At 39.4% G+C, this 22938-nt stretch carries 18 protein-coding genes; 6 read left to right on the forward strand and 12 right to left on the reverse strand.

What is annotated here, in order from left to right:
* Positions 1-28: 28 nt before the first annotated feature.
* The 5 genes from pstB to phoU form a co-directional block, all read right to left on the reverse strand.
* The gene (gene pstB, locus A3GE_RS0108740) at positions 29-787 is read right to left on the reverse strand and encodes a phosphate ABC transporter ATP-binding protein PstB (protein WP_026215453.1); all 759 of its coding nucleotides are present in this window, start codon (positions 785-787) and stop codon (positions 29-31) included.
* A 6-nt stretch (positions 788-793) separates the two neighbouring features.
* Positions 794-1645 carry a phosphate ABC transporter permease PstA gene (gene pstA / locus A3GE_RS0108745; RefSeq protein ID WP_018356887.1) on the reverse strand — a complete coding sequence of 284 codons (852 nt, stop codon included), beginning with the start codon at positions 1643-1645 and terminating at the stop codon, positions 794-796.
* Positions 1646-2593 (reverse strand): phosphate ABC transporter permease subunit PstC, encoded by a 948-nt coding sequence (gene pstC, locus A3GE_RS0108750; protein ID WP_018356888.1) that lies wholly within the window; start codon positions 2591-2593, stop codon positions 1646-1648.
* Between the two features lie 44 nt (positions 2594-2637).
* Complete coding sequence (gene pstS / locus A3GE_RS0108755; protein WP_018356889.1) at positions 2638-3657, reverse strand: phosphate ABC transporter substrate-binding protein PstS; 1020 nt, start codon at positions 3655-3657, stop codon at positions 2638-2640.
* Between the two features lie 155 nt (positions 3658-3812).
* Complete coding sequence (phoU, locus tag A3GE_RS0108760; RefSeq protein ID WP_018356890.1) at positions 3813-4514, reverse strand: phosphate signaling complex protein PhoU; 702 nt, start codon at positions 4512-4514, stop codon at positions 3813-3815.
* A 210-nt stretch (positions 4515-4724) separates the two neighbouring features.
* Here phoU and A3GE_RS0108765 point away from each other — a divergent pair, with 210 nt between their 5' ends.
* On the forward strand, positions 4725-9179 hold the full coding sequence (locus A3GE_RS0108765; RefSeq protein ID WP_018356891.1) for an autotransporter outer membrane beta-barrel domain-containing protein: 4455 nt from the start codon (positions 4725-4727) through the stop codon (positions 9177-9179).
* Positions 9180-9341: 162 nt separating this feature from the next.
* Here A3GE_RS0108765 and A3GE_RS12370 read toward each other — a convergent pair whose 3' ends face one another.
* A complete protein-coding gene (locus A3GE_RS12370) occupies positions 9342-9977 on the reverse strand; it encodes a hypothetical protein (protein ID WP_018356892.1) in 636 nt (211 codons plus the stop codon).
* A gap of 61 nt (positions 9978-10038) precedes the next feature.
* A complete protein-coding gene (locus A3GE_RS0108775; RefSeq protein ID WP_018356893.1) occupies positions 10039-10722 on the reverse strand; it encodes a 2,3-diphosphoglycerate-dependent phosphoglycerate mutase in 684 nt (227 codons plus the stop codon).
* A 200-nt stretch (positions 10723-10922) separates the two neighbouring features.
* On the opposite strand from A3GE_RS0108775, the gene envC reads away from it, so the two are divergent.
* Both envC and A3GE_RS0108785 read left to right on the forward strand, forming a co-directional pair.
* Positions 10923-12158 (forward strand): murein hydrolase activator EnvC, encoded by a 1236-nt coding sequence (gene envC, locus A3GE_RS0108780; RefSeq protein ID WP_018356894.1) that lies wholly within the window; start codon positions 10923-10925, stop codon positions 12156-12158.
* Positions 12158-13000, forward strand: a complete 843-nt coding sequence (locus tag A3GE_RS0108785) for a divergent polysaccharide deacetylase family protein (protein ID WP_018356895.1) — start codon at positions 12158-12160, stop codon at positions 12998-13000. The genes envC and A3GE_RS0108785 overlap by 1 nt, the downstream gene beginning before the upstream one ends.
* A 66-nt stretch (positions 13001-13066) precedes the next feature.
* On the opposite strand, the gene A3GE_RS0108790 is transcribed toward A3GE_RS0108785, so the two are convergent.
* Both A3GE_RS0108790 and A3GE_RS0108795 read right to left on the reverse strand, forming a co-directional pair.
* A complete protein-coding gene (locus A3GE_RS0108790; RefSeq protein WP_018356896.1) occupies positions 13067-13696 on the reverse strand; it encodes a response regulator in 630 nt (209 codons plus the stop codon).
* 131 nt (positions 13697-13827) lie between these two features.
* Positions 13828-16326: a class I adenylate cyclase gene (locus A3GE_RS0108795; protein ID WP_018356897.1), complete on the reverse strand. Its 2499-nt coding sequence runs from the start codon at positions 16324-16326 to the stop codon at positions 13828-13830.
* A 133-nt stretch (positions 16327-16459) separates the two neighbouring features.
* On the opposite strand from A3GE_RS0108795, the gene A3GE_RS0108800 reads away from it, so the two are divergent.
* Positions 16460-16771 carry a DUF5389 family protein gene (locus tag A3GE_RS0108800; RefSeq protein ID WP_018356898.1) on the forward strand — a complete coding sequence of 104 codons (312 nt, stop codon included), beginning with the start codon at positions 16460-16462 and terminating at the stop codon, positions 16769-16771.
* A 43-nt stretch (positions 16772-16814) separates the two neighbouring features.
* Here the strand turns inward: A3GE_RS0108800 and A3GE_RS0108805 are convergent, their stop codons facing one another.
* Both A3GE_RS0108805 and hchA read right to left on the reverse strand, forming a co-directional pair.
* Positions 16815-17798 (reverse strand): NAD(P)H-quinone oxidoreductase, encoded by a 984-nt coding sequence (locus A3GE_RS0108805; RefSeq protein ID WP_018356899.1) that lies wholly within the window; start codon positions 17796-17798, stop codon positions 16815-16817.
* Between the two features lie 88 nt (positions 17799-17886).
* On the reverse strand, positions 17887-18756 hold the full coding sequence (hchA, locus tag A3GE_RS0108810) for a glyoxalase III HchA (protein ID WP_018356900.1): 870 nt from the start codon (positions 18754-18756) through the stop codon (positions 17887-17889).
* Between the two features lie 200 nt (positions 18757-18956).
* On the opposite strand from hchA, the gene A3GE_RS0108815 reads away from it, so the two are divergent.
* Positions 18957-19859, forward strand: a complete 903-nt coding sequence (locus tag A3GE_RS0108815) for an AraC family transcriptional regulator (protein WP_018356901.1) — start codon at positions 18957-18959, stop codon at positions 19857-19859.
* 51 nt (positions 19860-19910) lie between these two features.
* Here the strand turns inward: A3GE_RS0108815 and greB are convergent, their stop codons facing one another.
* Positions 19911-20390 (reverse strand): transcription elongation factor GreB, encoded by a 480-nt coding sequence (gene greB / locus A3GE_RS0108820; RefSeq protein ID WP_018356902.1) that lies wholly within the window; start codon positions 20388-20390, stop codon positions 19911-19913.
* 111 nt (positions 20391-20501) lie between these two features.
* On the opposite strand from greB, the gene A3GE_RS0108825 reads away from it, so the two are divergent.
* Entirely contained in the window at positions 20502-22817 is a 2316-nt protein-coding gene (locus A3GE_RS0108825) for a Tex family protein (protein WP_018356903.1), read from the forward strand.
* The last annotated feature ends 121 nt before the right edge of the window (positions 22818-22938 follow it).

Genomic DNA, 22938 nt, shown 5'->3' on the forward strand with positions numbered 1-22938 from the left:
GAAAAGTGCGGTTAAATTTAGAGACGTTTTAACCGAATTTACCCGTAATATAATCCTCGGTCTCTTTACGCTGCGGTTTCGTAAAGATTTGTTTGGTATCGCCGATTTCAATAAGCTCGCCAAGATACATATAAGCGGTCATATCGGAAACCCGTGCAGCCTGTTGCATATTATGGGTCACAATGGCAATAGTATAGTCATTCTTAAGTTCTGTAATTAGCTCTTCAATATAAGCCGTTGATATAGGATCAAGAGCGGAAGTAGGTTCATCAAGTAATAATACTTCCGGCTGACAAGCTATGGCTCTGGCTATACATAAACGTTGTTGTTGCCCGCCTGAAAGGGAATTACCGGATTGTTTCAGCTTATCTTTAACTTCAGTCCATAACGCCGATTTTTTTAATGCCCATTCCACCCGTTCATCCAAATCACTTTTGCTGAGTTTTTCGTATAGTTTTACCCCAAAAGTCACATTATCGTAAATTGACATTGGAAAAGGCGTTGGTTTTTGGAAAACCATTCCCACTTTGGCGCGTAATAAGTTAACATCAACATCCGCATCAAGAATATTTTTATTGTCTAATAATAATTGCCCTTCCGCTCGCATATTGGGATAAAGATCATACATCCGGTTAAATATGCGTAATAATGTGGACTTACCACAACCGGAAGGCCCGATAAAGGCAGTAACTTTTTTTTCTAAAATATCGACATTAATATTTTTTAGTGCGTGGAAATGCCCATAATAAAAATTTAAATTTTGGGTTGAGAGTTTTGTTTTCATCATAATTCCTTAGTGTTTTTTACGACCTAAAATTCTCGCTATGATATTAGTAATTAATACCGTAAATGCGATCAGCAGTGCCCCAGCCCAAGCAAGCGATTGCCAGTCTTTATAAGGACTCATCGCAAATTGATAAATCACATTTGGTAAATTAGCGATAGGTTGATTCATATCAGAACTGAAAAATTGATTATTTAACGCGGTGAATAACAAAGGTGCGGTTTCACCGGAAATTCGAGCAAATGCAAGTAAAACACCGGTTAAAACACCTGTTTTCGCTGCTTTTAGTGTCACCATTGAAACCATTTTCCATTTTGGTGTTCCTAAAGCATAAGCCGCTTCCCGTAAACCATTCGGCACTAATTTCAACATATTTTCAGTAGTTCGTACGACTACCGGAACAACCAATAAAGATAACGCTAAAGCACCGGCCCAACCGGAAAAATGCCCTTGTTTCACAACAATAATGCCATAGATAAATAAACCGATAACAATTGAAGGCGCTGACAGCAAGATATCATTCATAAATCGCGTCATACCGGCTATTTTGCTATGTCTGCCAAATTCCGCTAAATAAACACCGGTCAAAATACCGATTGGTGTTCCAATAAAAAGACCGAATAACGTGATGAGTAAACTCCCCCAGATAGCATTTCGTAAACCACCTCCAGCATCGGGAGGCAGGGTATCAACCCGAAAAAGATGAAGTCCTAATCCGCTTATTCCATGGGTCAATAGAGTATAAAAAATCCAACCAAGCCAAAATAAACCGAATCCCATCATCACCCAAGCCAACATTAAATAGAAGCGGTTAAGCCACTGACGGCGCACATATAACGAATGATTTATTGTATTTTTCATCTAACGTCCCTCTGATTTTACCGCTTTTAATAACATTAATTTTGATAAACACAGTACGGTAAATGTTATAACGAAAAGAATTAATCCGAGATAAAGTAGTGCGGACAAATGCATCGGATCAACGGCTTCTGCAAATTCATTTGCAAGAGCGGAAGTGATCGATACACCGGAGTTATTTAAGCTAGCGCTGATATTAAAGGTATTTCCAATAACAAAGGTAACTGCCATCGTTTCACCTAAAGCACGCCCCAAGCCAAGAATAACGCCGCCTATTACACCCACTTTCGTATAAGGTAATACAATACGGCTAATAACTTCCCAACGGGTACAACCTAAACCATAGGCTGACTCTTTTAACATTGTGGGCGTTACTTCAAATACATCCCTCATCACCGAAGCAATATAAGGAATAATCATAATCGCAAGGATTAAGCCTGCCGCAAATAAGCCGATTCCCATCGGAATACCATCAAATAATATGCCAATTAACGGAATATCGCTAAAGTGTTCAATCATAAACGGCTGCACAGTTTCGGAAAATATAGGGGCAAACACAAACAATCCCCACATCCCGTAAATGATAGAAGGAATACCCGCTAATAATTCTATTGCAATACTTAATGGACGGCGTAGTACCACAGGACAAAGTTCGGTGAGAAAAACCGCAATCCCGAAGCTAACCGGCACAGCAATAATCAGTGCAATAATAGAAGTCACTAATGTACCGTATATAGGTGCGAGTGCACCATATTTGCCTTGTACGGTATCCCATTCGTTTGAACTAAAAAATTCAAAACCAAATTGTTGCATTGCGGGATAAGCACCAATAATCAATGAAAGTAAAATTCCACTGAGTATCGCTAATACGAACAAAGCAAAAAAACGGGTGGTATTAACAAATAAAGCATCAATAAATGCTTGTTGTTTCAGTTTTTGGGAAAGTGTCATCATTTTTCCTTATCCCCTCCCGTTAAAGGGAGGGGATATATTTTTTATTTCAAGTTAACTTTTTTCCATTCATCGCGCACAAGCTGTTTTACATTATCCGGTAAAGGAACATAATCCAATTTTTGTGCTTGCTCATTACCTTTTGTGTACGCCCAGTCAAAGAAATTCAAGACAGTTTCCGCTCTTTGCTTATCCGATACATTCTTAGGTACTAAAATAAAGGTTGCGGCAGCAAGAGGCCAAGCTTGCGCAGAAGGCTGATTAGTTAATACTAAACTGAATCCTTTCGCTTTATTCCAATCAACATTTGCAGCTGCCGCAAAACTTTCTTGAGAAGGTAAAACAAAATTACCCGCCGCATTCTTTAACTGAACGTAGGTCATTTTATTCTGTTTCGCATAGGCATATTCAACATAGCCGATGGAATTCTTCACACGTCCTACATAAATTGATACGCCTTCATTACCTTTTCCTGCCGCACCGCTTGCAGAAGTTGGCCATTTGACCGTATTCGCCGCACCGACTTTATCTTTCCAATCTGAGGAAACTTGGCTTAAATAGTGGGTGAAAATAAAACTTGTACCGGAACCGTCTGCACGAAACACTGTTGTAATCATTTTATCCGGCAAATTTAACGAAGGATTTAATTGCTTAATCTTTTCATCGTTCCAATGGGTAATTTTTCCTAAGTAAATATCGGCTAATAATTCACCGGTTAATTTCAATTCTCCGGCTTTTATTCCTTCCACATTAATTACCGGAACAACACCACCGATAACGGTTGGAAATTGGACAAGATTATTTTTTTCAAGATCATTCTCTTTCATTGGTGAGTCTGACGCACCAAAATCAACGGTGCCTGAGAGAATTTGTTTTACACCACCGGAAGATCCAATAGACTGATAGTTTATTTGATTACCTGTTTCAGCTTTATAATTCATCGCCCATTGCACGTAAATCGGTTGTGGAAAGGAAGCCCCTGCTCCGGTAACCGTTGTTGCTTTCGCTGCTTGACTGAAAGCAAAAATGGACAATAAAGCGAGAGTGACAGTACGTATTTTCATGGTATTCTCCTTAAGTTTGGATGATTAAGTAGTCACGCTGTTAATATAGTAAAGAAATATTTCATAGATATGACAGATAAACATTTATTTACATCAAGTAGAATTAGATTTGCCCGAATTACAAAACAAAGAAAAAATCAACCGCACTTTCTAACTTATTTTAAGTTAGACTCGATCTCTTCTAGTCTCTTATGGCGAATATCAATACCGCGAACTAAATACACAACATGTTCCGCGATATTTTTAGCATGATCGCCAATCCTCTCTACGGCCTTATTCATCATCATCACATCAATCCAAGTGCTGATATTTTGAGGTTGCTCAAAAATATTCGTGGTAAGTAAGCGTAATTGATTGCGATAATCCATATCTAATTTTTCATCCGTTAAACGTAATTCGACTGCCGCATTTTCATCTAATCGGGCAAAAGCATCCAACGCACGGCGGATCATTACAGACGACATTTCTAAAATACGATGAGTGTCGTACAATCCGGAAGCAGAAATTTTGTTATTAATTAATAAGTTATTTGTATAGAAAGCAATTTTTTTTAGTTCATCGCCGATGCGCTCCAGATCAACGATGATTCTAGATGTAGTTAAAACGAAACGTAAATCACCGGCTGCTGGTTGGCGTCGAGCAATAATTGTTTGGCAGTGATCATCAATTAATTCTTCCATTTCATTGATTTTCTTTTCACTTTCAATCACCTCCTTTAATCCTTGCGGATTAGCTTGGCTCAGGCTTTGTAGAATAATTTGAATTTGCTGCTCGACTATCCCGCCCATTTGCATAACTTCTGTGCGAACACCTTCCAATTCTTGATTAAAATGTGAAGAAATATGCTGATTTTTCATTTTGATCCTTAAAAATAAACTAAATGCGTTTGGATTATAAAAGGGAAATATTTCAGGAATATGACAAACTATAAGATGGTGCTAAAAAGCAATCCCCGAACGTTACAAAAAACGAAAATAGGGATTAATATTAAATATTGCAAATGATATTGAATATCAATTAGATTTAAATTAGAATCGCACGCAATTTTATCGCCACAGGAGACAAATATGAATAATAGATCGAATTTATTATTAACAGGGCTAAAGATTAGTGCGGTTGCAACAGCAATGAGTTCCGTTTCTGTCTATGCTTATGAACAAGGTAAAGGTGCAACGGCCGTTATTAATGCTGAAGAAAAAATTGAAAAAATTGATTCGATTACCAGCGATAGTACTGAAGAGCGAATTCAAGGGCGATTTAATCGTTCTGGTAATCCAGTACGGATCATTTGGTATGGAAATCCACAAGATGGAGATGGTCGTGTTGCTCAAACCGGGGCTCACAATCAAGGACACATTGTGGGCAAAGTGATAGCAAAAGGTAAAGATACGACCGAATCGGCAGATAGACGAAGCGCCATTTCAATTGATGGGGTAGCAAATGGTATTGATGCGCTTGGTTGGTCTGCACCAAGTAATGCGAACGATGTTGTGTTTGTATTACAGAAAGTAGAAAACAATGGTGCTATTTCAGCAGAAGCCAACTTGAAAGGCGGGGCGGCAGAAACGAACGGTGATGTTCAATCTTATGGAAGTAGTAACGGTATTTCTGTAGTTGGACTCGCTGATTTTGGTAAGCATAATGCAGAAGTGGGTGCTGATGGCTTTGTAGATGGTTATAGTGGTGCAACCGGAGTATCCCGCCGTAACAGTGTCAGTCGCACCGCAACACGTTCAGTAAGTTCAACGACACAGAGCTCTCCGTTACTAGACAAAGTGGATTTTGAAGGGAAAACAGTTAATGTTAGCCTGCAAAATATTCTAAATAATGGTCAAATAACGGGAAAAATTCATGCTGAAGGCGCTTCCGCTCCCCCTCATACTGCGAACTATAAACCTCAATTTTATTCTGTGACGGGGAGCTCATCCGGTAATGCCGTATCTGTCTCTTCTTATGTCAATACCATTGATAGATACACTTACTCTGAAAACAAACAAAATTTTGCGAAATTGGGAGATATTACTAATAGTGGAAGTTTAGTTGGCGAAGCTAAACTATTAGGTGGACAAAATACGACCCATACTCGTACGACATCAAGTAATAGCGGAAACGGTATCTCTGCACTAGCTAAAACAGGGCGATTTGCGAAAAATCGCACTGAATCAGCAATAGGAAATATTCAGAATAGTGGGCAGATTAAAGGACAATTAACTCAGATTTCTGGTCATAACTCTCATTATCCGGGCGTTCATTTATATTCAAATGCGGATGCTCTCGGCAGTGGAAATGCGCTGTCTGTTACAAGCGAAGCCATTAATGCACAAACTCGTTATCCTGCCAATTCAACTATCGGCAATATTACAAATAGTGGTAGTATGCGTGGCAACGCCTTAGTCAAGGCGGGTAATGGTACCGGTGAGATTATGGCGAATGCAATTGCTACGGGTAATGGTATTTCTGTTTTTGCCAGAGGAAATAGTGGAGAATTTGCAACAATTGGTCGTGTAGATAACCGAGGTATTATTTCCGGACAGATTGAAGTCAGTGGCGGCAAATCAAATGCAAGTAAAGAAGATAAAGCATTTATCCCTGATATTGTGTTGCAAACTTCATCAAATAAGCCCAGCACACCTCGGTTAAGCGAAGATCTTTGCCGTTGGTTAGCAAAAAATACGCCTGGTTGTGAGCCTGAAACCAATACATCAAATACTTCTACTGAAGTCACAAGATCTGATCTGTCTTCTAATTCAATTCAGAGTGTAGTCACCGCCCATTCAAGTGGTAACGGTATTACCGCTTGGACTTATAATGAGTCTAGCGAATATTCTCCACAAAAAGCACAACTAGGAGGGCTTATCAATGCAGGTTCGATCAGTGGTTATGCGAAAGTCTGGCACGGATTTTCTCAAGATGGCTATACTCGGGTGGATTATCGCAATAACGGCGCGGGTGTTGCATTAAATGCAAGTAGTAATGCAAATATTACCAATGCCGGAATAATTTCAGGTAATCATAGTGCTTTATTAGTTAGAGGCAAGGCGAATAGAGCTTATAGCTCAAGCAACCCAACCTATGAAACAGGTTTTAAAGGTAAAGTTGAGAACTATGGTATTTTAGCCGGGCGCTTAATTGCTGGTGGATACGAATTAGATCCGACATCTAACCAATCCTATCGCTATTTTGAGACATTAAATGCAAATAATGTGAAAAATACCGGTTTATACATTACGTTAGATAAAAATGAACAGGTTGAAAAAATCACTGTTGGTAATCATACTCTCAGTCCATTCACTTATAATGGCAAAACTTATCAAGTAGAAAATGCGCCATTGTCATCAAATAAAAAAGATAGCGAAAAGCTAACAACTTCGGAAAGCACTATCAATAATAAAATTATCAATGGTGTAGGGATAGAGAACGGCGCATTGTTTGCTACACATACCACACACCTCACTGACTCTATTATTAATGGCTATAAAACAGCATTAAAAGTAGGAGAAAACGCCCAAGTCCATTTGAATAATACCATTTTAAATGCAAATGGTTTTAAGGTTAACCAATCAGAAAAACTGTTGGCGATTTTAGGGGATGCCGGTTCTAACCAAGTTGTATTAACCAATCAAACTCTTATTAATGGTGATATTGATCTTAAAGCAGGCAATGATGAGCTTACTATTGCGGATAACCAAGTGAGATTTAACGGACAGACTATTGATTTAGGCAATGGCTTGGATAAATTGCATTTCGGTCAATCTAATAGGAAAAATTCTCAACCGATTAAAGTAGATTATGCTATCTACAATGCGGAAGATATGATTGTTAATCAGGATACGAATTTATTAGCGAATGCAAAAATTCGAGGCACAAATACTATTACTCTGAATAATGACTTACACTATCAAGTACTTGATGCTGAAACTCACGCATTGTTTGACCCTGAGCGTAATGAAAAAATAACCCTAAGTGGATTAGGCAAATTCATTGTAGATACCACCAAAGTGGCGAGTGAATATGAAATCAAATTTGGCGGTTTTCAGCTTGAACCTCAAAATATTCAGTTTGATACCAATAATGTGCTACAAAGTGCGGTCGTTAAAAACGGTAAATTACTGATTCAACCTAAAGTGGTAATGACTGCTGAAGAGGCTGAGAAACAAGCACAACAGCAGGCTCAGTTACAGGCTCAATTGCAGGAAGCAGAAAAGCAAAAAGATAAGCTTAAAAAATCACTTGAAAATGCGCAGGCACAACAGGATAAAACTAAGCAGGAATTATCTATAGCAGCAGCGAAAATCAATGAGGTAGAAACAAGCAAAGCAGCGTTAGAAAAGGATTTGCAAAACAACCCTAAGCTTGAGAAACCGGATACAACACTCAATACGCAGACTGAACAGCTAAGTAAACAACTGAGTGAGTTACAACAAAAAATTACTCAGTTAAATCATAAAATAACCGAGTCGAAACAGGAAAATACCCCATTTAGTACGCCATTTGTCGAGGCCTATCAAAGTTATTTAATGAATTGGAAAAACGCAGGTGTTAATGCATTAGAAGCCTCATCACTCACAACTGATAAAACACCACAAGAAGCAGCAAAAGCGGTTAATCTCTATTTAGAGAACACAGTTAAGCATAATATTTATGGTGCTATGGCTTACCAGCTTGCTCAAATAAATCAAGATGAACGTAATGCATTTTTGTCGATGATGAAACCTTTAAAAGCACAGCAATGGTATGTTGCAGCCCAAGGGCTTTATTCTCGCCATCACTATCGAGATACAGCAGATGAGGCAACAACAAAAGGGACAATACTTGGCGTACATTATGGAATGAATGATACTTTGACCTCAGGTATTTATCTTTCAACACATAAGCAAAAAATAATAGGTGGACAAAGCCTATTAAATGGTAAAGGGCTATCTTTTGGTGCCTATTTAACTCAAGCTATGGGTAATTTGCGCTTAACTGCAGGTATTAACCAGATCTCAACTAATATTAAAGGGACTCGTCATATTAGTAATGGATATAGTCACCATCAATTTGATGTCAATACCGACCTAAAAGCAACAAGCCTTTATACTCAAGCCAAATATATTTTCCCATTAAGTGAAAATTGGCAATTTGTACCAAGATTAGATGTCGCTTATCTCCGCTTAACACAAGATGTTATTAACGAAAGAGGTACAGCAGGGTTATATATTGATAAATACCAAACATCTCGTATTGAAAGCCGTATTGGACAAGATATGATTGCCATTTTACCAATGGCAAGCGGTAAAGCCTCATTGAAAGCTTCAGCAGATTACACCCTTATTACGGGAGGAAAAGATTTACAAGGGGGATTCCAAAATGGAGGGAAATTTACTATTCGCTCAGAACCCAATAGCCATATTACCAGTGTTGGAGGGGGAATAGGCTATGAATGGAATAATGGTTTTTCAATTGATACAAATGCACGGAAAACGTTTAGCCGCTCAGGAAATGGTACTATTGCGGAACTAAAATTGGGCTACACCTTTTAAATAAACCTCATTTAATTTAAACTTCAATGAAAAATAAACCCACTATATAAAAAATAGTGGGTTTATTTATGCGATAAGTATAGAAAGATCAAACTCAACCAGACAGCTCCCGTTTAAAATTGTGTGCCTATCAAATTAGGTTTGATCTTCTATAATTTTTAATTAAATCGTCGGTTGAGCATTTTCTACCTGAACAAAAAAGCCACTCCCATTCAGAATTACACTATAATCTGTTTGATATTTTTTACCAAAGGTTTCCACTAACGCATGACAACTCCGAATACCTTGCTGCGGATAATATTGCGTTTCATATGCTTGTTTAATTTGTTTTACCGTCATTTGTGTTCCCGTCACCTTACCTTGTTGCTTAAAAGCATCAGAAAGCACTTTAGCGACCTGGTTATCTTGGCATTTCGGTACGATAACGGCTTTCGTCGTTTGTTTAGGCGGTGTGTTTTTTAAGGTTTGCTCTTGGCTTTCCGCCTTCTCAATTTTCTTTATAGAAACGTTTTGTGAAGCTGTTTTTTTAACTTTCTTCACACCTTTCTGTTTATTCTTAGCCGCCCCTGATTTTATTGCTTTTTTACCGTTCGAAACTTGATTTTTAGTGGTCGTTTTACGCGCTTTGCTTGCCGATTTTTTCTGTATTGTTTTTTTCTTTATCTGTTTTTTCGTATGTGTGTTTTTAGTTTGCTTAACCACCTGCTTCATCGTTGTATTTTTATTTTGTGATGCAACAACGGCATTACTACCAATAAAAAGCAACACGGTAAGTAAAATCTTAAATAATTTTTTCATCAATCTCTCCTTAAACAAAAAGTGCGGCTAAATTAACCGCACCTTGAATCAAATTAAAAAATTAAAGGTAGTAATGCTCTACATAGTTTAATTTATCGTCAAGTTTCAACACCAGCGGCTGACCGGTCGGAATTTCAAAATCCATAATTTCTTCATCGGAAATACCAATAATATGTTTTGCCAACGCACGAAGTGAGTTACCATGCGCCACCACTAAAACACGTTTGCCGGAAAGCATAGCCGGTGCAATTTGATCTTCCCAGAACGGAAGGGCACGTTCTAAAGTCAATTTTAAGTTCTCTGCATTTGGCACAACATCTGACGGAAGATTCGCATAACGACGGTCATTATGTGCGGAGTTTGGATCTTGCGGATCTAAATCCGGCGGAGAAATATCGTAAGAACGACGCCAAATATGCACTTGTTCATCACCATATTGTTCTGCGGTTGCTTTTTTATCTAAGCCTTGTAACGCACCGTAGTGACGTTCGTTTAAACGCCAATTTTTCACTTGAGGAATCCACAATTGGTGTGATTCTTCCAACACAATATTACAAGTTTTAATGGCGCGGGTTAACACGGAAGTAAATGCGATATCAAATTCATAGCCTGCGTCTAACAATTTTTTACCCGCTGCTTTGGCTTCTTCCACACCTCGTTCAGTCAAATTAACATCACGCCAACCGGTGAATAAATTTTTTGCATTCCATTCACTAAAACCGTGACGAATGAATACTAATTCCATAGGGCTCTCCTAATATTTAAGTAAAAAAGAATGCGCACTTTATAGCAAAAAATCCCACTGTTTAAAAGCAAAAAGGCGGGATTTCCTGATCTGACGCAAAAAATTAAACCTAGCCATTTTAGCGCCATCAAAATAATGCTACTATCTGCGCTTTGTGGACAAAATAGCTTTCACTGATTTTTATTTCTAGAGTTTAATCTATGCAATATTGGCAACTGATGACAAAAACACTTTCAAAATCCACCGCACTTTTAGTTGCGTGTGGACTTATAGGATTTTCGTCAGCCAGTTATGGCAACAATCTCAACCAAATCCAACAACAAATTAAGCAACAAGAATCTAAACTTGCCAAACAAAAACGTGAGCAGGCAAAGCTTCAGTCCACTTTAAAAAATCAAGAGAGTAAAATTAATGCGGTAGCGGGGGAATTACGCGAAACCGAATTAAGTTTGAAGGAAATCCGGAAGCAAATTGCAGAAACCGATAAACAAATCAAACAACTGGAAAAACAAGAAAAAGAACAAAAAACAAAACTTGCCAAACAAATGGACGTGATTTATCGCTCGGGGTTAAACCCTTCCGTTCTGGAAAGGATGCTGTCGGAAGACGCCAAAAAAGCCTCTCGAATGAAAGTTTATTATGAACATTTAAATCAAGTTCGTATTGAGATGATAACCAATCTTCAAGCGACACAAGCACAAATTGTTAAACAAAAAGAAACCATTCTAGGTCAGCAACAAAGTCATCGGGATCAACTTTCTACCCAGAAAAAACAACAGCAAGAATTAGAAAAAATTCAGCGTGAACGACAATCGACGCTGAATGAAATTAATAAAAACATCAACAAAGATCAGAATCGATTAGAGAGTTTACGGGCTAACGAAGCTGCATTGAAACAAGAAATTCAACGTGCCGAACAAGCCGCACGCCAACAAGAACAACGTGAGCGAGAAGCACTAGCGCAACGTAAACAAGCAGAGGAAAAACGCACAGCCAAACCTTATAAACCGACCGCGCAAGAACGCCAATTAATTAACAGCACCAATGGGCTAGGGGCAGCAAATCGTCAATATAATAAACCTGTAAACGGCTCGACACTTTACGCTTTTGGTTCAACTCAAGCCGGAGAGGCTCGCTGGAAAGGAATGGTGATTGCCGCTCCAAACGGTACGCCGGTTCGTGCCATTGCTAACGGACGTGTCATTTTAGCCGGACAGCTTACCGGTTATGGCTACATGGTTATCATTAAACACGGGGACAGTGATCTGAGTTTGTATGGTTTTAACCAAGCCGTTTTCGTTAAACCTAACCAGCTTGTTTCAGCAGGACAAACTATTGCACAGGTGGGAAATACCGGTGAAATTTCCCGCCCTGCATTATATTTCGGTATCAGCCGAAAAGGTGTGCCGGTTAACCCGGCAGGGTGGATTAAATAATGAATATACCGTTTAAAAGTGCGGTCAAAAATTTCATCGTTTTTTCAACCGCTCTTTTCTCCACATTTACACTCGCACAAAATAAACTTGCGATCGTCATTGATGATATAGGCTACCACCCCAAGGAAGATGCAGCGATTTTCGCTATGCCTCGTGAAATTTCCGTGGCAATTATCCCCTCCTCCCCTTATGCTCAAGCCCGTAACCAAGAAGCAAAAAAACAAGGTCGTGATATTCTAATTCATATGCCGATGCAACCCATCAGTCAAACGAAAATTGAAGAGGGAGGATTGCATTTAGGAATGTCGGCAGAACAGGTGATAAACCGTGTTCAAAAGGCAAAAAATATCGTCAGCCATGCAATCGGTATGAATAATCATATGGGCAGCGCAGCAACTGCCGACACGCCGTTAATGACTCATTTAATGAATGCTCTTCGCACACAACATTTATTTTTCTTGGATAGCCGAACAATCGGGCGTTCTGTTGCCGGCAAAATCGCTAAAGAACAAGGGGTTCGTTCGTTAGATCGCCATATTTTCTTGGATGACAGCAATGAATTTGTCGATGTGCAACGCCAATTTCAGACCGCTATTCAATATGCAAGAAAACATGGCACAGCAATCGCTATCGGGCATCCCCGTAAAAACACCATTGCGGTATTACAACAAAATTTGCGCCATCTACCCTCAGATATTCAGCTCGTCGGTATGGGAAATTTATGGAGAAACGAGCGCATAGTACCGCCAAAACCTTTTATTTTACTGTTTAGCGATATTCCAGCCCCTACATCAACTGCACCTTACGAACCCATTCCATTACTGCGGGGTGTACCAAAATAAAAAGTGCGGTCAGAAAAATATCTAATTTTCTGACCGCACTTTTCTGATTTCTTGGATAACGTTCTGTTAGCGTCCGTTATACTCAAAATATAATACTGTGGCCGCCACACGGGAGTGTACGTTTAATTTACGCAACAGATTACGAATATGTACTTTTACTGTTTCTTCTGAAATAAATAACTGCCCTGCAATTTGTTTATTTGATAATCCTGTCGCAATTAAACGTAAAACGCCCATTTCACGATCAGTTAATAAATCCATTGGCTCTCTACAGTGCTCACGTTCAATTAATAAATTTTTAATTGAGTTACTTAAAATCACCTCGCCTTTTGCAATACGTTTGATTTCTTCAAGTAGGATTTCCGGTTCCGTATCCTTTAATAGATAGCCGTCTGCTCCCGCATCAATTAAAGCAAAAATATCATTTTTTGCATCTGATACTGTCAAAATAGCAATGCGTGCATCTACCTCTTCTGCACGTAAACCTCTCAGTGTATCCAACCCTGAAAGTCCTTTCATATTAAGATCTAAAATAATTAAATCCGGCGATGTCTGTAACGCAACGGAAATGCCTTCTGCCCCGCTCCCTACATCAGCGATAACTTCAAAGTTTTCTTCTAATTCAATGAGTTGTTTGATACCCCGACGCATTAACGGATGATCGTCGATGAGTAAAACTTTTAATTTTTCTTGCATTTTCCCCCCAACGGTGAACAACAAAATTTATTAACCATTCACCTAAAATCCCCCTATTTTATCGGGATTTTTCACATCTTCCAATCAAGAAACTCAGGAAATGTGATCTCTATCTCATCATTTTATTACGTCTAATGTTCTACCGGTGCATTTTGTTGATATTTAAAAGGTTGAATTTGCACATGTCCCTGATCATTATGTTGAATTTGATAAAACTGTGGATAATTAAAATTACGAGACTCAATATGATATGGGTTTTCATCTCCCGTTCCCAAAGCTTGATAAAGTTGGTTAATCTGTTTTACCTTTTCATCTTTTGAGCCGTCACAGTGACGATAAATTTCTAATTGATTGGTTTCATTCAATAAATATACATTAAAAGTGTTATCTTTATTATCCTCAAAGAAAAATTGTAGGAAACCTTCTCTCGCCAAAAGATCGATTTCAATCGGATATTGACGATCTTTGCTATAAACCTCACTTTTTTCATCGACCGGACGTTGTAAAACATCATCAAAATCCTCCGCACTTTGAGCGTTATTTTCTACCTCTTGCAAACTCAATCCACTTTCTTCAAAGAAAAATTGCCAATTTTTTCCAGCCACACGCAAGCGTGGAATGCGAGACGTTTGGCGACCAAGTTGAATGCTTATACAGCGATTTACTAAAGCGCTCACAAGATTACGCAATGTCCGGCGATAGTGCCGACTATAGCAAAAAACCTGAACAGAAGGGGGATTGTTCGTATTACGATAAATTTTATTTGACAGCACTTTTAAGGCAATCAAAATAGCATTTGGACCTTCAAAGTGCAGTGTGCGGATTTCATTCCATATATTGCGATAAGTAAAATCAATGCTCCCCACAAGATTTTGTTCTAATGGACCAAAACTAAATAAATCACAGGCTGAAAGACTATCTTTAAACTCAGTAATACGAGTAGTGGGATCAGAAGTTAAATTCACGGCAATAACAATATTACGAATTTCACAGGCTGTCACCGAAATATCACCACCTATTGTTGGTGTTTCCCGTGAAAAAGATAGCCTGAGATCTGCCACAAAATTACGTAGGGTTTCAATCTCAATAGAGCGACTAAATAAATGAAGCTGCGTTTCCGCAGTGAGTAATCGGTTAAAATAAGCCCATGCAACCAGTTTATTAAGACTTTTGTTGTACTCAATAATGCGATGTTGAGAAAACATCATTGTATTTGGCGGTCGATTAATAAGATACCAGCCATCTTGGAAATGCTTATTCCCCCTCACTTCTAAAAATGAAATATCCGGCTCAGATAAATTACGAGAAATCTGCGAATTGAGTAAAATCACCTTTCCCGGCAGTTCCTCAAATGTAGTATAAAGTTTCCGTGTAAGCACGTTAATATCTTGTGGTATGACACTTGAGTTAATTTTATGTTTACGGGCAAAAGTCACCAAATTATGATAACTCAACATTAAAAACTTCACTAAGTTGTCATGGCTTTCTTTGGTACGCTTAATCTTCCAAAATGGGCGATAATTCAGCTCGTGAATTTGTTCGGCACTCCACCCCCATTCTTGAGCTAAAATCTGCATATAATTAGTACGCCAGTTATGGGTTTTATATAATGCTAAATCCTCTGTTACTTTGACATAAAAACAGCGTCGTACAAAATCAAGGCGTTTAAATTCAGAAAGTGCGGTCAAATAATCCGTCACTTTAGAAAGAATCGCAATGTAAGGATCAAAATGATGCGCAGGCGTAGTGTTGCCGAAAAAGAGATCCTCTTTAAACTGGCGAGCAATAAGATGAGGATTCGGGTATTCTTTAGAATAAACTTCCAACAACAAAATTTTCAGTACAGATTTATAAGGTGAATCAATTCCTTTGTAAAGTTGCCATAAACCCGCACCAAAATATTCCTTCGCCGAAAACTGTGCTAATCCGCCAAAATCCACCCAATCTTGTGGGTCAAGCAACCCCTCTTGAATACGTGCTTTTACTTCATTTTCATAGTCCGCTTCATTTTCTACCCATAAATGTAACCACAGTAATGGTTTCCCAGCCAAGCGCACAGCGGAACGATAAAATTCATCAAGCAATAACATATATTGAGCAGAACCGCTATTTTCGCTCGTTAAAGGTTCGGAGTAGTATTCATGGCGGAAACGTTGTTGATCAACCAGATAAAAATTAATTTCAACGTCAAACTGCATAGCCCATTCTTTGATTTTTTGGGATTTTTGTTCTAATAAATTCCGTTCACTTTCCGTCAAATCTTCACGACAGCAAATCCATGTATCCATATCAGAGCTGCTACTTTGGCTAATAGAACCAAAACTGCCCATCACATAAATACCTAAAATCGGAGGGTTATCAACGTAAGGCTGATCTTTTATTTGTTCGTAAAGCTCAGGATATTCGGAAGAAAGGAATTGTTGCTGATAATCTGACAACTTAAAATTTGCGATACCACAAGGGGATAGCGCCATATAACCAGATAAACTCGGATGGTTCAATTGAAACAATAAAGGAAACAGAGATAAAACATGTTGAAACCCATCACCGGATCCCGATAGCGCACGTTCCAAACGACGCTTATCAAGAATTTCCACACATTTTTTTGCTCGATTGAGATCGTATTTCAAGCGGCATCCTACCGAATGGAAAAAGTTATTAACACTTTACCATTTTAAGGCGCTTAAAGCAAAGAATCACTACCCAATCTTAGGCGTATTTGCTATATTCCCCGCATTACTATTTTATTGTGGAATTTACCTTATGAAACAACCTTCTATGCCAACAAAATTTAGTAAATTTGCTTGGGAGCTTGCCGCCTTTTGCATGCCTGTTTTGCTTTGGCCTCTCGCCCTGCTCATCTCCTCCCATTTCTCTCAAAATCAGGCCTTAACGGAAGGGCAGATTAATTTGTTCTCTACCCTATTTTGGATCTATCCTTTTATACTCGCCGTTATTGCCCGTTTACTGTATAAGTTACACGCTAAACGCCCTGCATGTGCCGAATGCTTACTCGCGATAAGTGCGGTCGTTTTTTATGGTGTTTTAGTGTATATTTGTTTGGTAAGTCGTTAAAAAATCCGCCAAAACCGACCGCACTTTATTAAGCATTAGCACATTAAAACACTAATAAAATCTTCCCAATATGCGTGCCTTTGTCAATTTCTCTATGTGCCTGCTGTACTTCTCTGAAATCATAGCACCTATGTAAGATTGGTTTGGCAATCTCACTATTGGAGAGTTTTTCCCATACATTATCCAATAAAGATTGTGCAATCGCCGATTTTTCTTCCGTTGTTCTACCGCGCATGGTAGAACCGGTAAGAGTGGCACGTTTCACCGCAATTTTGAGTAAATCAACCTGTTCTACAATATTTCCACCCATAAAACCGATAAGGAAAATACGCCCGTCTTTATTGAGAATTTCAAGATTTTGCTCAAAATAACCAGCCCCCACTAAATCCAATACGCCATCAACCCCCTTTTGATGCTGACGAATCGTTTCCACAAAATTTTCAGTTTTATAATTGATTGCAACTGCCCCAAGTTGTTCCACAACTTTACATTTTTCTGCATTTCCCACCGTCGCAAAAGTTTTTATCCCAAGGCTTTTTGCGATTGCCAGTGCGGCAATCCCGATACCGCTGGACCCACCATGCACAAGCAGGCTTTCCCCTTGTTTCATCTGGTGTTGCATAAAGAGATTCGCCCACACAGTGAAAAACGTTTCCGGTAACATTGCAGCTTCTTGTAGAGTATAACCTTTCGGAATCGGCAAAGTTTGTCCTGCTTTGACCACACAATATTCGGCATACGCACCACCATCCGTTAAAGCACAAACAAAATCACCGATATTGAAATTTTTTACATTTTCTCCTAATGCCACCACTTCGCCTGAAAGTTCCAACCCCATAATCGGTGTTACCCCTTTCGGCATCGGATATAAACCCTGACGTTGCAGAATATCCGGGCGGTTTACACCTGCGAAAGCGACCTTAATAAGTAATTCATCGGATTTAGGTGTTGGTACAACCGCCGTCTCAATAAATAGTACATCAGGATCGCCTGCTTCACGCATATTAATTTGTTTCATTTTATACATAGAATTTAACCTATTTGTTACGCTTAATCAGAAAGGCAATTTTAGATACAGAAATGCCGCTGAAATCAACGGCATTGAGGGGAATAGACTATTTTAAACCAACAGATTTTAACAATTCTTCCGCGGCTAAAATCCCTAGTTTATTACCGGCAAGCGGGCTGTCTCCGGTAAGCAAATTACGATCTTTATGAACTTGACCGCTAATCCCTTGATTCATCACTTTCATGCCTAATTGCTCTAATCGGGCAGCCAGTAACCAAGGTAATTTACCCGGCATATAACCAATATCAATGTTCGCACCTTCATCCAGCGCATCAGGGAATACGCAAAGCTCATAACCTTTGAATGGGAAGTCCGCATCATTTTTATCAATTGCAGCTGCCGCTAATGCAGCCGGTCCATGACACAGAGTAATAATGAATTTATTATTCGCCATCGCCCAATCTAATATGCGTTTTACTTCACTGCTTTCCGGAATTTTATTGAATGCGCCGTGACCACCGGGGATTAACACCGCTGCATAAGGTGAATTTTCAGCGGTGACTTCCTCAATGATATCCGATAATTTTGCCGGTTTATCTAATTTCGGTAAGTATTCATTGTAAATTTCAGCTACGGCTTGATCTTCTGCCGGCATTGCCCACATTTCAAATTTTGCGTGATTACCAGAAAGGGTCGCCACGTCAATTTCAAAACCGGCTTTATGAATATGAAGCATCGGTAATAATGTTTCTACCGGATGATTACCCGTTGAAAACCATTTACCGTTTTGCATTTGTAAATAGCGTTCATCCGTTGCGATCATCAGTACCTTTTTCTCGCCTTTATAGCTTGTTTCGAATTTCACGCCGTCAAAATCGGTTTTTGGGCTGGTATATTGTGATAATGAATATTCTGATGGGAAATAAGCGTTGTGTTCTGCAAAATCACGTACAGGTTGTTTGCTTAATTCAGTCATGTAAAGCTCCTATTTTACTACTCTTTGTTTATACGGTTGTATAGAATCGACGCATATTATAACGAAAGCTAAATACAAAGCTCTTGCCTAAAATGATATTTTTATTGCCTTTTCTGATAAACTTTAAATTTAGAACTCTACTCTTACATTGATTTCAATTAAAATTTTCAGAAAATTTAGTTCATTATTTATTGTAGAAAATGACAATTTCAAAAACACCTGAGAAATTGACCGCACTTTACGAGCAACTGGTTACAAAAGTTTTGCCTTATACGCCGAAAGAAGGACGCATTCACACTAAAATAGAAGGCTTGAGTTTTTATCGCCATGACAATCCAAATTATTCATTACCTTGCGTGCAACCGCTTGGTATTGTCGTTGCACTTCAAGGGCGGAAGGAAATTTCTCTGGGGAACAAGCATATTTGTTATGAAGTAGGACAGATTTTGTTTATTGGTGCGAATATTTCGGGCTTTTCTTATATGCCGGAATGCTCACTCAACAAACCTTTTTTAGGTTTAGCGTTAGAATTTGATTTTAACCAACTTTCTCATTTAGCGTGTACATTGGAATTGAGCAATAAAAATACGCAGCAACAAAATACGCCCAATCGTATTTTCAACCTATTTGATGCCAATGAGAAACTGCTTGAAAGCCTTTCCCGACTTGTGGATACACTACAAGAGGAAACTCTTATCCAACCTCTTGCAGAACTGATTAAGCATGAAATTGCTTTACGGATTTTTCATGCTCATCCAGAATTGGTGGCATTACTTAAAGATGGCACTGCAACACATAAAATTATTGAAACAATGGTATGGATGAAGCTGCATCCTCAATCAAAAAATACGCTTTCAAGCCTTGCTAAACGGGCACTGATGAGTGAATCAGCATTTCGCCAACATTTCCGCACCATTGTCGGCATTAGCCCTATGAAATTCCAAAAACAGTTACGCTTACAACAAGCCCGTGTGTTAATTTTGCAAGAAAAACGACCAATTGCTGAAGCAGCAAGCTTAGTCGGCTACGAAAGTCCTTCACAATTTTCGCGTGAATATAAACGATTTTTTGGGGTGACTGCAAAAGAAGATCGGCTCGAATAAAAAGTGCGGTTAAAATTTGTCTTAAATTTCAGCCGCACTTTAACTAAATGCCTAGCCTTCCTCATACCAAATACGATTAACATAAAAGGTTATACGTCCGGAAGGCGTTTCCACCGTTACCTCATCATCAATGCTTTTACCAATCAAAGCTCGTGCCACAGGGGAATCAATAGAAATCCAATTTTTTGCCGGATCAAACTCGTCACAACCCACGAGACGATATTGTTTCACCTCACCATCGTCATCTTCCAGCTCCACCCAAGCGTCAAAAAACACTTTGCCTTCCTGTTTAGAGTTGTAATCCACAATTTGTAAAACTTCTAAACGCTTTGTGAGAAAACGCACACGGCGATCTATTTCTCTTAATCGGCGTTTTCCGTAAATATATTCCGCATTTTCACTGCGATCGCCTAAGGCTGCCGCGTCAGAGACTGCTTGGGTGACTTTGGGGCGTTCTTCTTTCCACAAAAATTTGAGTTCTTTGTCCAAAGTGTTCCACCCTTGGCGTGTGATGTAATTTGATTTTGCCATTTATTTTATAAAGGTCGGAAAATTTATTGAATTATATTTGAGCCAAGGTATCAAAACCAGTATTCTATGCCCGATTTTCACTAACTTTATTTTCAACAAAGATGTATTCCGATGTTAAATCAACAAATCAGTCAAATTATCGCAACAGAACTTAATGTAGCCCCCAATCAGATTCTTGCCGCCATTCAACTGGTGGATGACGGTAACACGATTCCATTTATCGCACGTTATCGTAAAGAAGTGACAGGCGGTTTAGATGATACTCAACTCCGCCATTTTGAAACCCGCTTAGGCTATTTACGTGAGCTTGAAGAGCGTCGTCAAAGTATTTTGAAATCCATCGAGGAACAAGGCAAGCTCACCGATGAATTACGGACGCAAATTGAAGCAACCCAAAGTAAAACCGAGCTTGAAGATCTCTATTTGCCTTATAAACCCAAACGCCGCACGAAAGGACAAATTGCCACTGAAGCAGGGCTTGAGCCACTCGCAGAGTTACTTTGGAACGAGCCAAAAAATGATCCGGAAACGACCGCACTTTCTTTTGTTGATGCCGAAAAAGGCATAACGGACACAAAAGCTGCGTTAGATGGGGCACGCTATATTTTAATGGAACGTTTTGCCGAAGATGCACAATTATTGGCAAAAGTGCGTCAATATTTGCAGCAAAATGCACAAATTGAAGCGAAAGTGGTAGAAGGCAAAGAACAAGAAGGGACAAAATTCCAAGATTATTTTGATCACCAAGAATTACTAAAAAATGTGCCTTCTCACCGCGCATTAGCGATGTTCCGAGGGCGTAATGAAGGCGTTTTACAGCTGACTTTAAATGCGGATTCCGATGCAGAAGAAGGAGCACGCCACAGTTATTGTGAAGAAATTATCCGAGAACACTTGGGCGTTCGTTTAAACGGTCTGCCGGCGGATAAATGGCGTGAACAAGTCATTGCTTGGACGTGGAAAATTAAAGTCTCCCTGCATTTAGAGACGGAATTAATGAGTGCCTTGCGTGAAAAAGCGGAGGAAGAAGCCATTGATGTTTTCGCCCGAAATCTGACCGCACTTTTAATGGCGGCACCAGCCGGATCAAAAAATACTATGGGGCTTGACCCGGGGTTACGCACCGGCGTGAAAGTTGCCGTGGTGGATAACACAGGGAAATTATTGGATACGGCTACTATTTATCCTCACACCGGTCGTGAGAGCGAAGCACAAATAACTTTATTTGGCTTAATTCGCCAGCATAACGTGGAGCTTATCGCTATTGGTAATGGCACGGCCTCTCGTGAAACGGAACGTTTTGCGAAAGAGGTGATTAAAGAAATCAAGGAAAATAAACCGCAGACTGTGGTGGTGAGCGAAGCGGGCGCTTCGGTTTATTCCGCCTCCGAATTTGCCGCCAATGAATTTCCAAATTTAGACGTGTCTTTGCGGGGAGCGGTATCCATTGCGCGCCGATTACAAGATCCTTTGGCGGAACTGGTGAAAATCGAGCCCAAAGCGATTGGCGTGGGGCAATATCAACACGATGTCAACCAATCCCAATTGGCCCGTAAATTAGATGCGGTGGTGGAAGATTGCGTAAACGCGGTGGGCGTTGATTTGAATACGGCTTCCGCACCATTACTTGCCCGAGTCGCCGGAATGACAAAAACCTTAGCACAAAATATTGTGGCTTATCGTGATGAAAACGGTCGTTTTGATAGCCGTGAACAGCTGAAAAAAGTGCCTCGTTTAGGACCGAAAGCCTTTGAGCAATGTGCCGGTTTTATGCGAATTGCAGGCGGCAAAAATCCACTGGATGCGTCAGGGGTTCATCCAGAAGCTTATTCACTTGTGGAAAAAATTTTACAAGCGACCCAACAGTCTATTCAAGAATTAATGGGAAGTCATACGGTGCGTCAGCTTAACGCCGCACAGTTTACCGATGAGCGTTTTGGATTACCGACGGTACAAGATATTTTCAAAGAATTAGAAAAACCGGGGCGTGACCCTCGTGGTGAATTTAAAACCGCAACTTTTATTGAAGGCGTGGAAGAAATCACAGATTTAAAAGTCGGTATGATTTTAGAAGGCACGATTACGAATGTCACCAACTTCGGCGCATTCGTTGATATTGGTGTACACCAAGACGGGCTGGTACATATTTCATCACTCAGTGATAAATTTGTAGAAGATCCGCACCAAGTGGTGAAAACCGGTGATATTGTGAAGGTCAAAGTGTTAGAGGTGGATATTCCGCGTAAACGTATTGCACTGACCATGCGATTAGATGAAAGTGCGGTAAAAAATACCGACAAATCTGACCGCACTTTATCGGCTAAACCAAAGGCGAATATCTCACGTCAAGATAATAGTTCTCGTGCCCAAAGTAATAGCGCCATGGGAAATGCCTTTGCGGATGCGTTGAAGAACTGGAAAAGATAATTGAATTGATATTTTATAGGAGGGGAATGTAAACATTCCCCTTATTTTTTTAATTTTGCTTACTAAACCAACTATAAATGGGTAGAAATTAACGTTAATTTTCAAAAATGAGATCAAGTTA

The organism is Rodentibacter pneumotropicus DSM 21403, from assembly GCF_000379905.1.
GTDB classification, from domain to species: Bacteria; Pseudomonadota; Gammaproteobacteria; order Enterobacterales; family Pasteurellaceae; genus Rodentibacter; species Rodentibacter pneumotropicus.

Excerpts from the sequence above, each read along its gene's own strand:
- pstB (WP_026215453.1), bottom strand. The coding sequence starts at position 787 with ATGATGAAAACAAAACTCTCAACCCAAAATTTAAATTTTTATTATGGG.
- pstA (WP_018356887.1), bottom strand. The coding sequence starts at position 1,645 with ATGAAAAATACAATAAATCATTCGTTATATGTGCGCCGTCAGTGGCTT.
- pstC (WP_018356888.1), bottom strand. The coding sequence starts at position 2,593 with ATGACACTTTCCCAAAAACTGAAACAACAAGCATTTATTGATGCTTTA.
- pstS (WP_018356889.1), bottom strand. The coding sequence starts at position 3,657 with ATGAAAATACGTACTGTCACTCTCGCTTTATTGTCCATTTTTGCTTTC.
- phoU (WP_018356890.1), bottom strand. The coding sequence starts at position 4,514 with ATGAAAAATCAGCATATTTCTTCACATTTTAATCAAGAATTGGAAGGT.
- A3GE_RS0108765 (WP_018356891.1), top strand. The coding sequence starts at position 4,725 with ATGAATAATAGATCGAATTTATTATTAACAGGGCTAAAGATTAGTGCG.
- A3GE_RS12370 (WP_018356892.1), bottom strand. The coding sequence starts at position 9,977 with ATGAAAAAATTATTTAAGATTTTACTTACCGTGTTGCTTTTTATTGGT.
- A3GE_RS0108775 (WP_018356893.1), bottom strand. The coding sequence starts at position 10,722 with ATGGAATTAGTATTCATTCGTCACGGTTTTAGTGAATGGAATGCAAAA.
- envC (WP_018356894.1), top strand. The coding sequence starts at position 10,923 with ATGCAATATTGGCAACTGATGACAAAAACACTTTCAAAATCCACCGCA.
- A3GE_RS0108785 (WP_018356895.1), top strand. The coding sequence starts at position 12,158 with ATGAATATACCGTTTAAAAGTGCGGTCAAAAATTTCATCGTTTTTTCA.
- A3GE_RS0108790 (WP_018356896.1), bottom strand. The coding sequence starts at position 13,696 with ATGCAAGAAAAATTAAAAGTTTTACTCATCGACGATCATCCGTTAATG.
- A3GE_RS0108800 (WP_018356898.1), top strand. The coding sequence starts at position 16,460 with ATGAAACAACCTTCTATGCCAACAAAATTTAGTAAATTTGCTTGGGAG.
- A3GE_RS0108805 (WP_018356899.1), bottom strand. The coding sequence starts at position 17,798 with ATGTATAAAATGAAACAAATTAATATGCGTGAAGCAGGCGATCCTGAT.
- hchA (WP_018356900.1), bottom strand. The coding sequence starts at position 18,756 with ATGACTGAATTAAGCAAACAACCTGTACGTGATTTTGCAGAACACAAC.
- A3GE_RS0108815 (WP_018356901.1), top strand. The coding sequence starts at position 18,957 with ATGACAATTTCAAAAACACCTGAGAAATTGACCGCACTTTACGAGCAA.
- greB (WP_018356902.1), bottom strand. The coding sequence starts at position 20,390 with ATGGCAAAATCAAATTACATCACACGCCAAGGGTGGAACACTTTGGAC.
- A3GE_RS0108825 (WP_018356903.1), top strand. The coding sequence starts at position 20,502 with ATGTTAAATCAACAAATCAGTCAAATTATCGCAACAGAACTTAATGTA.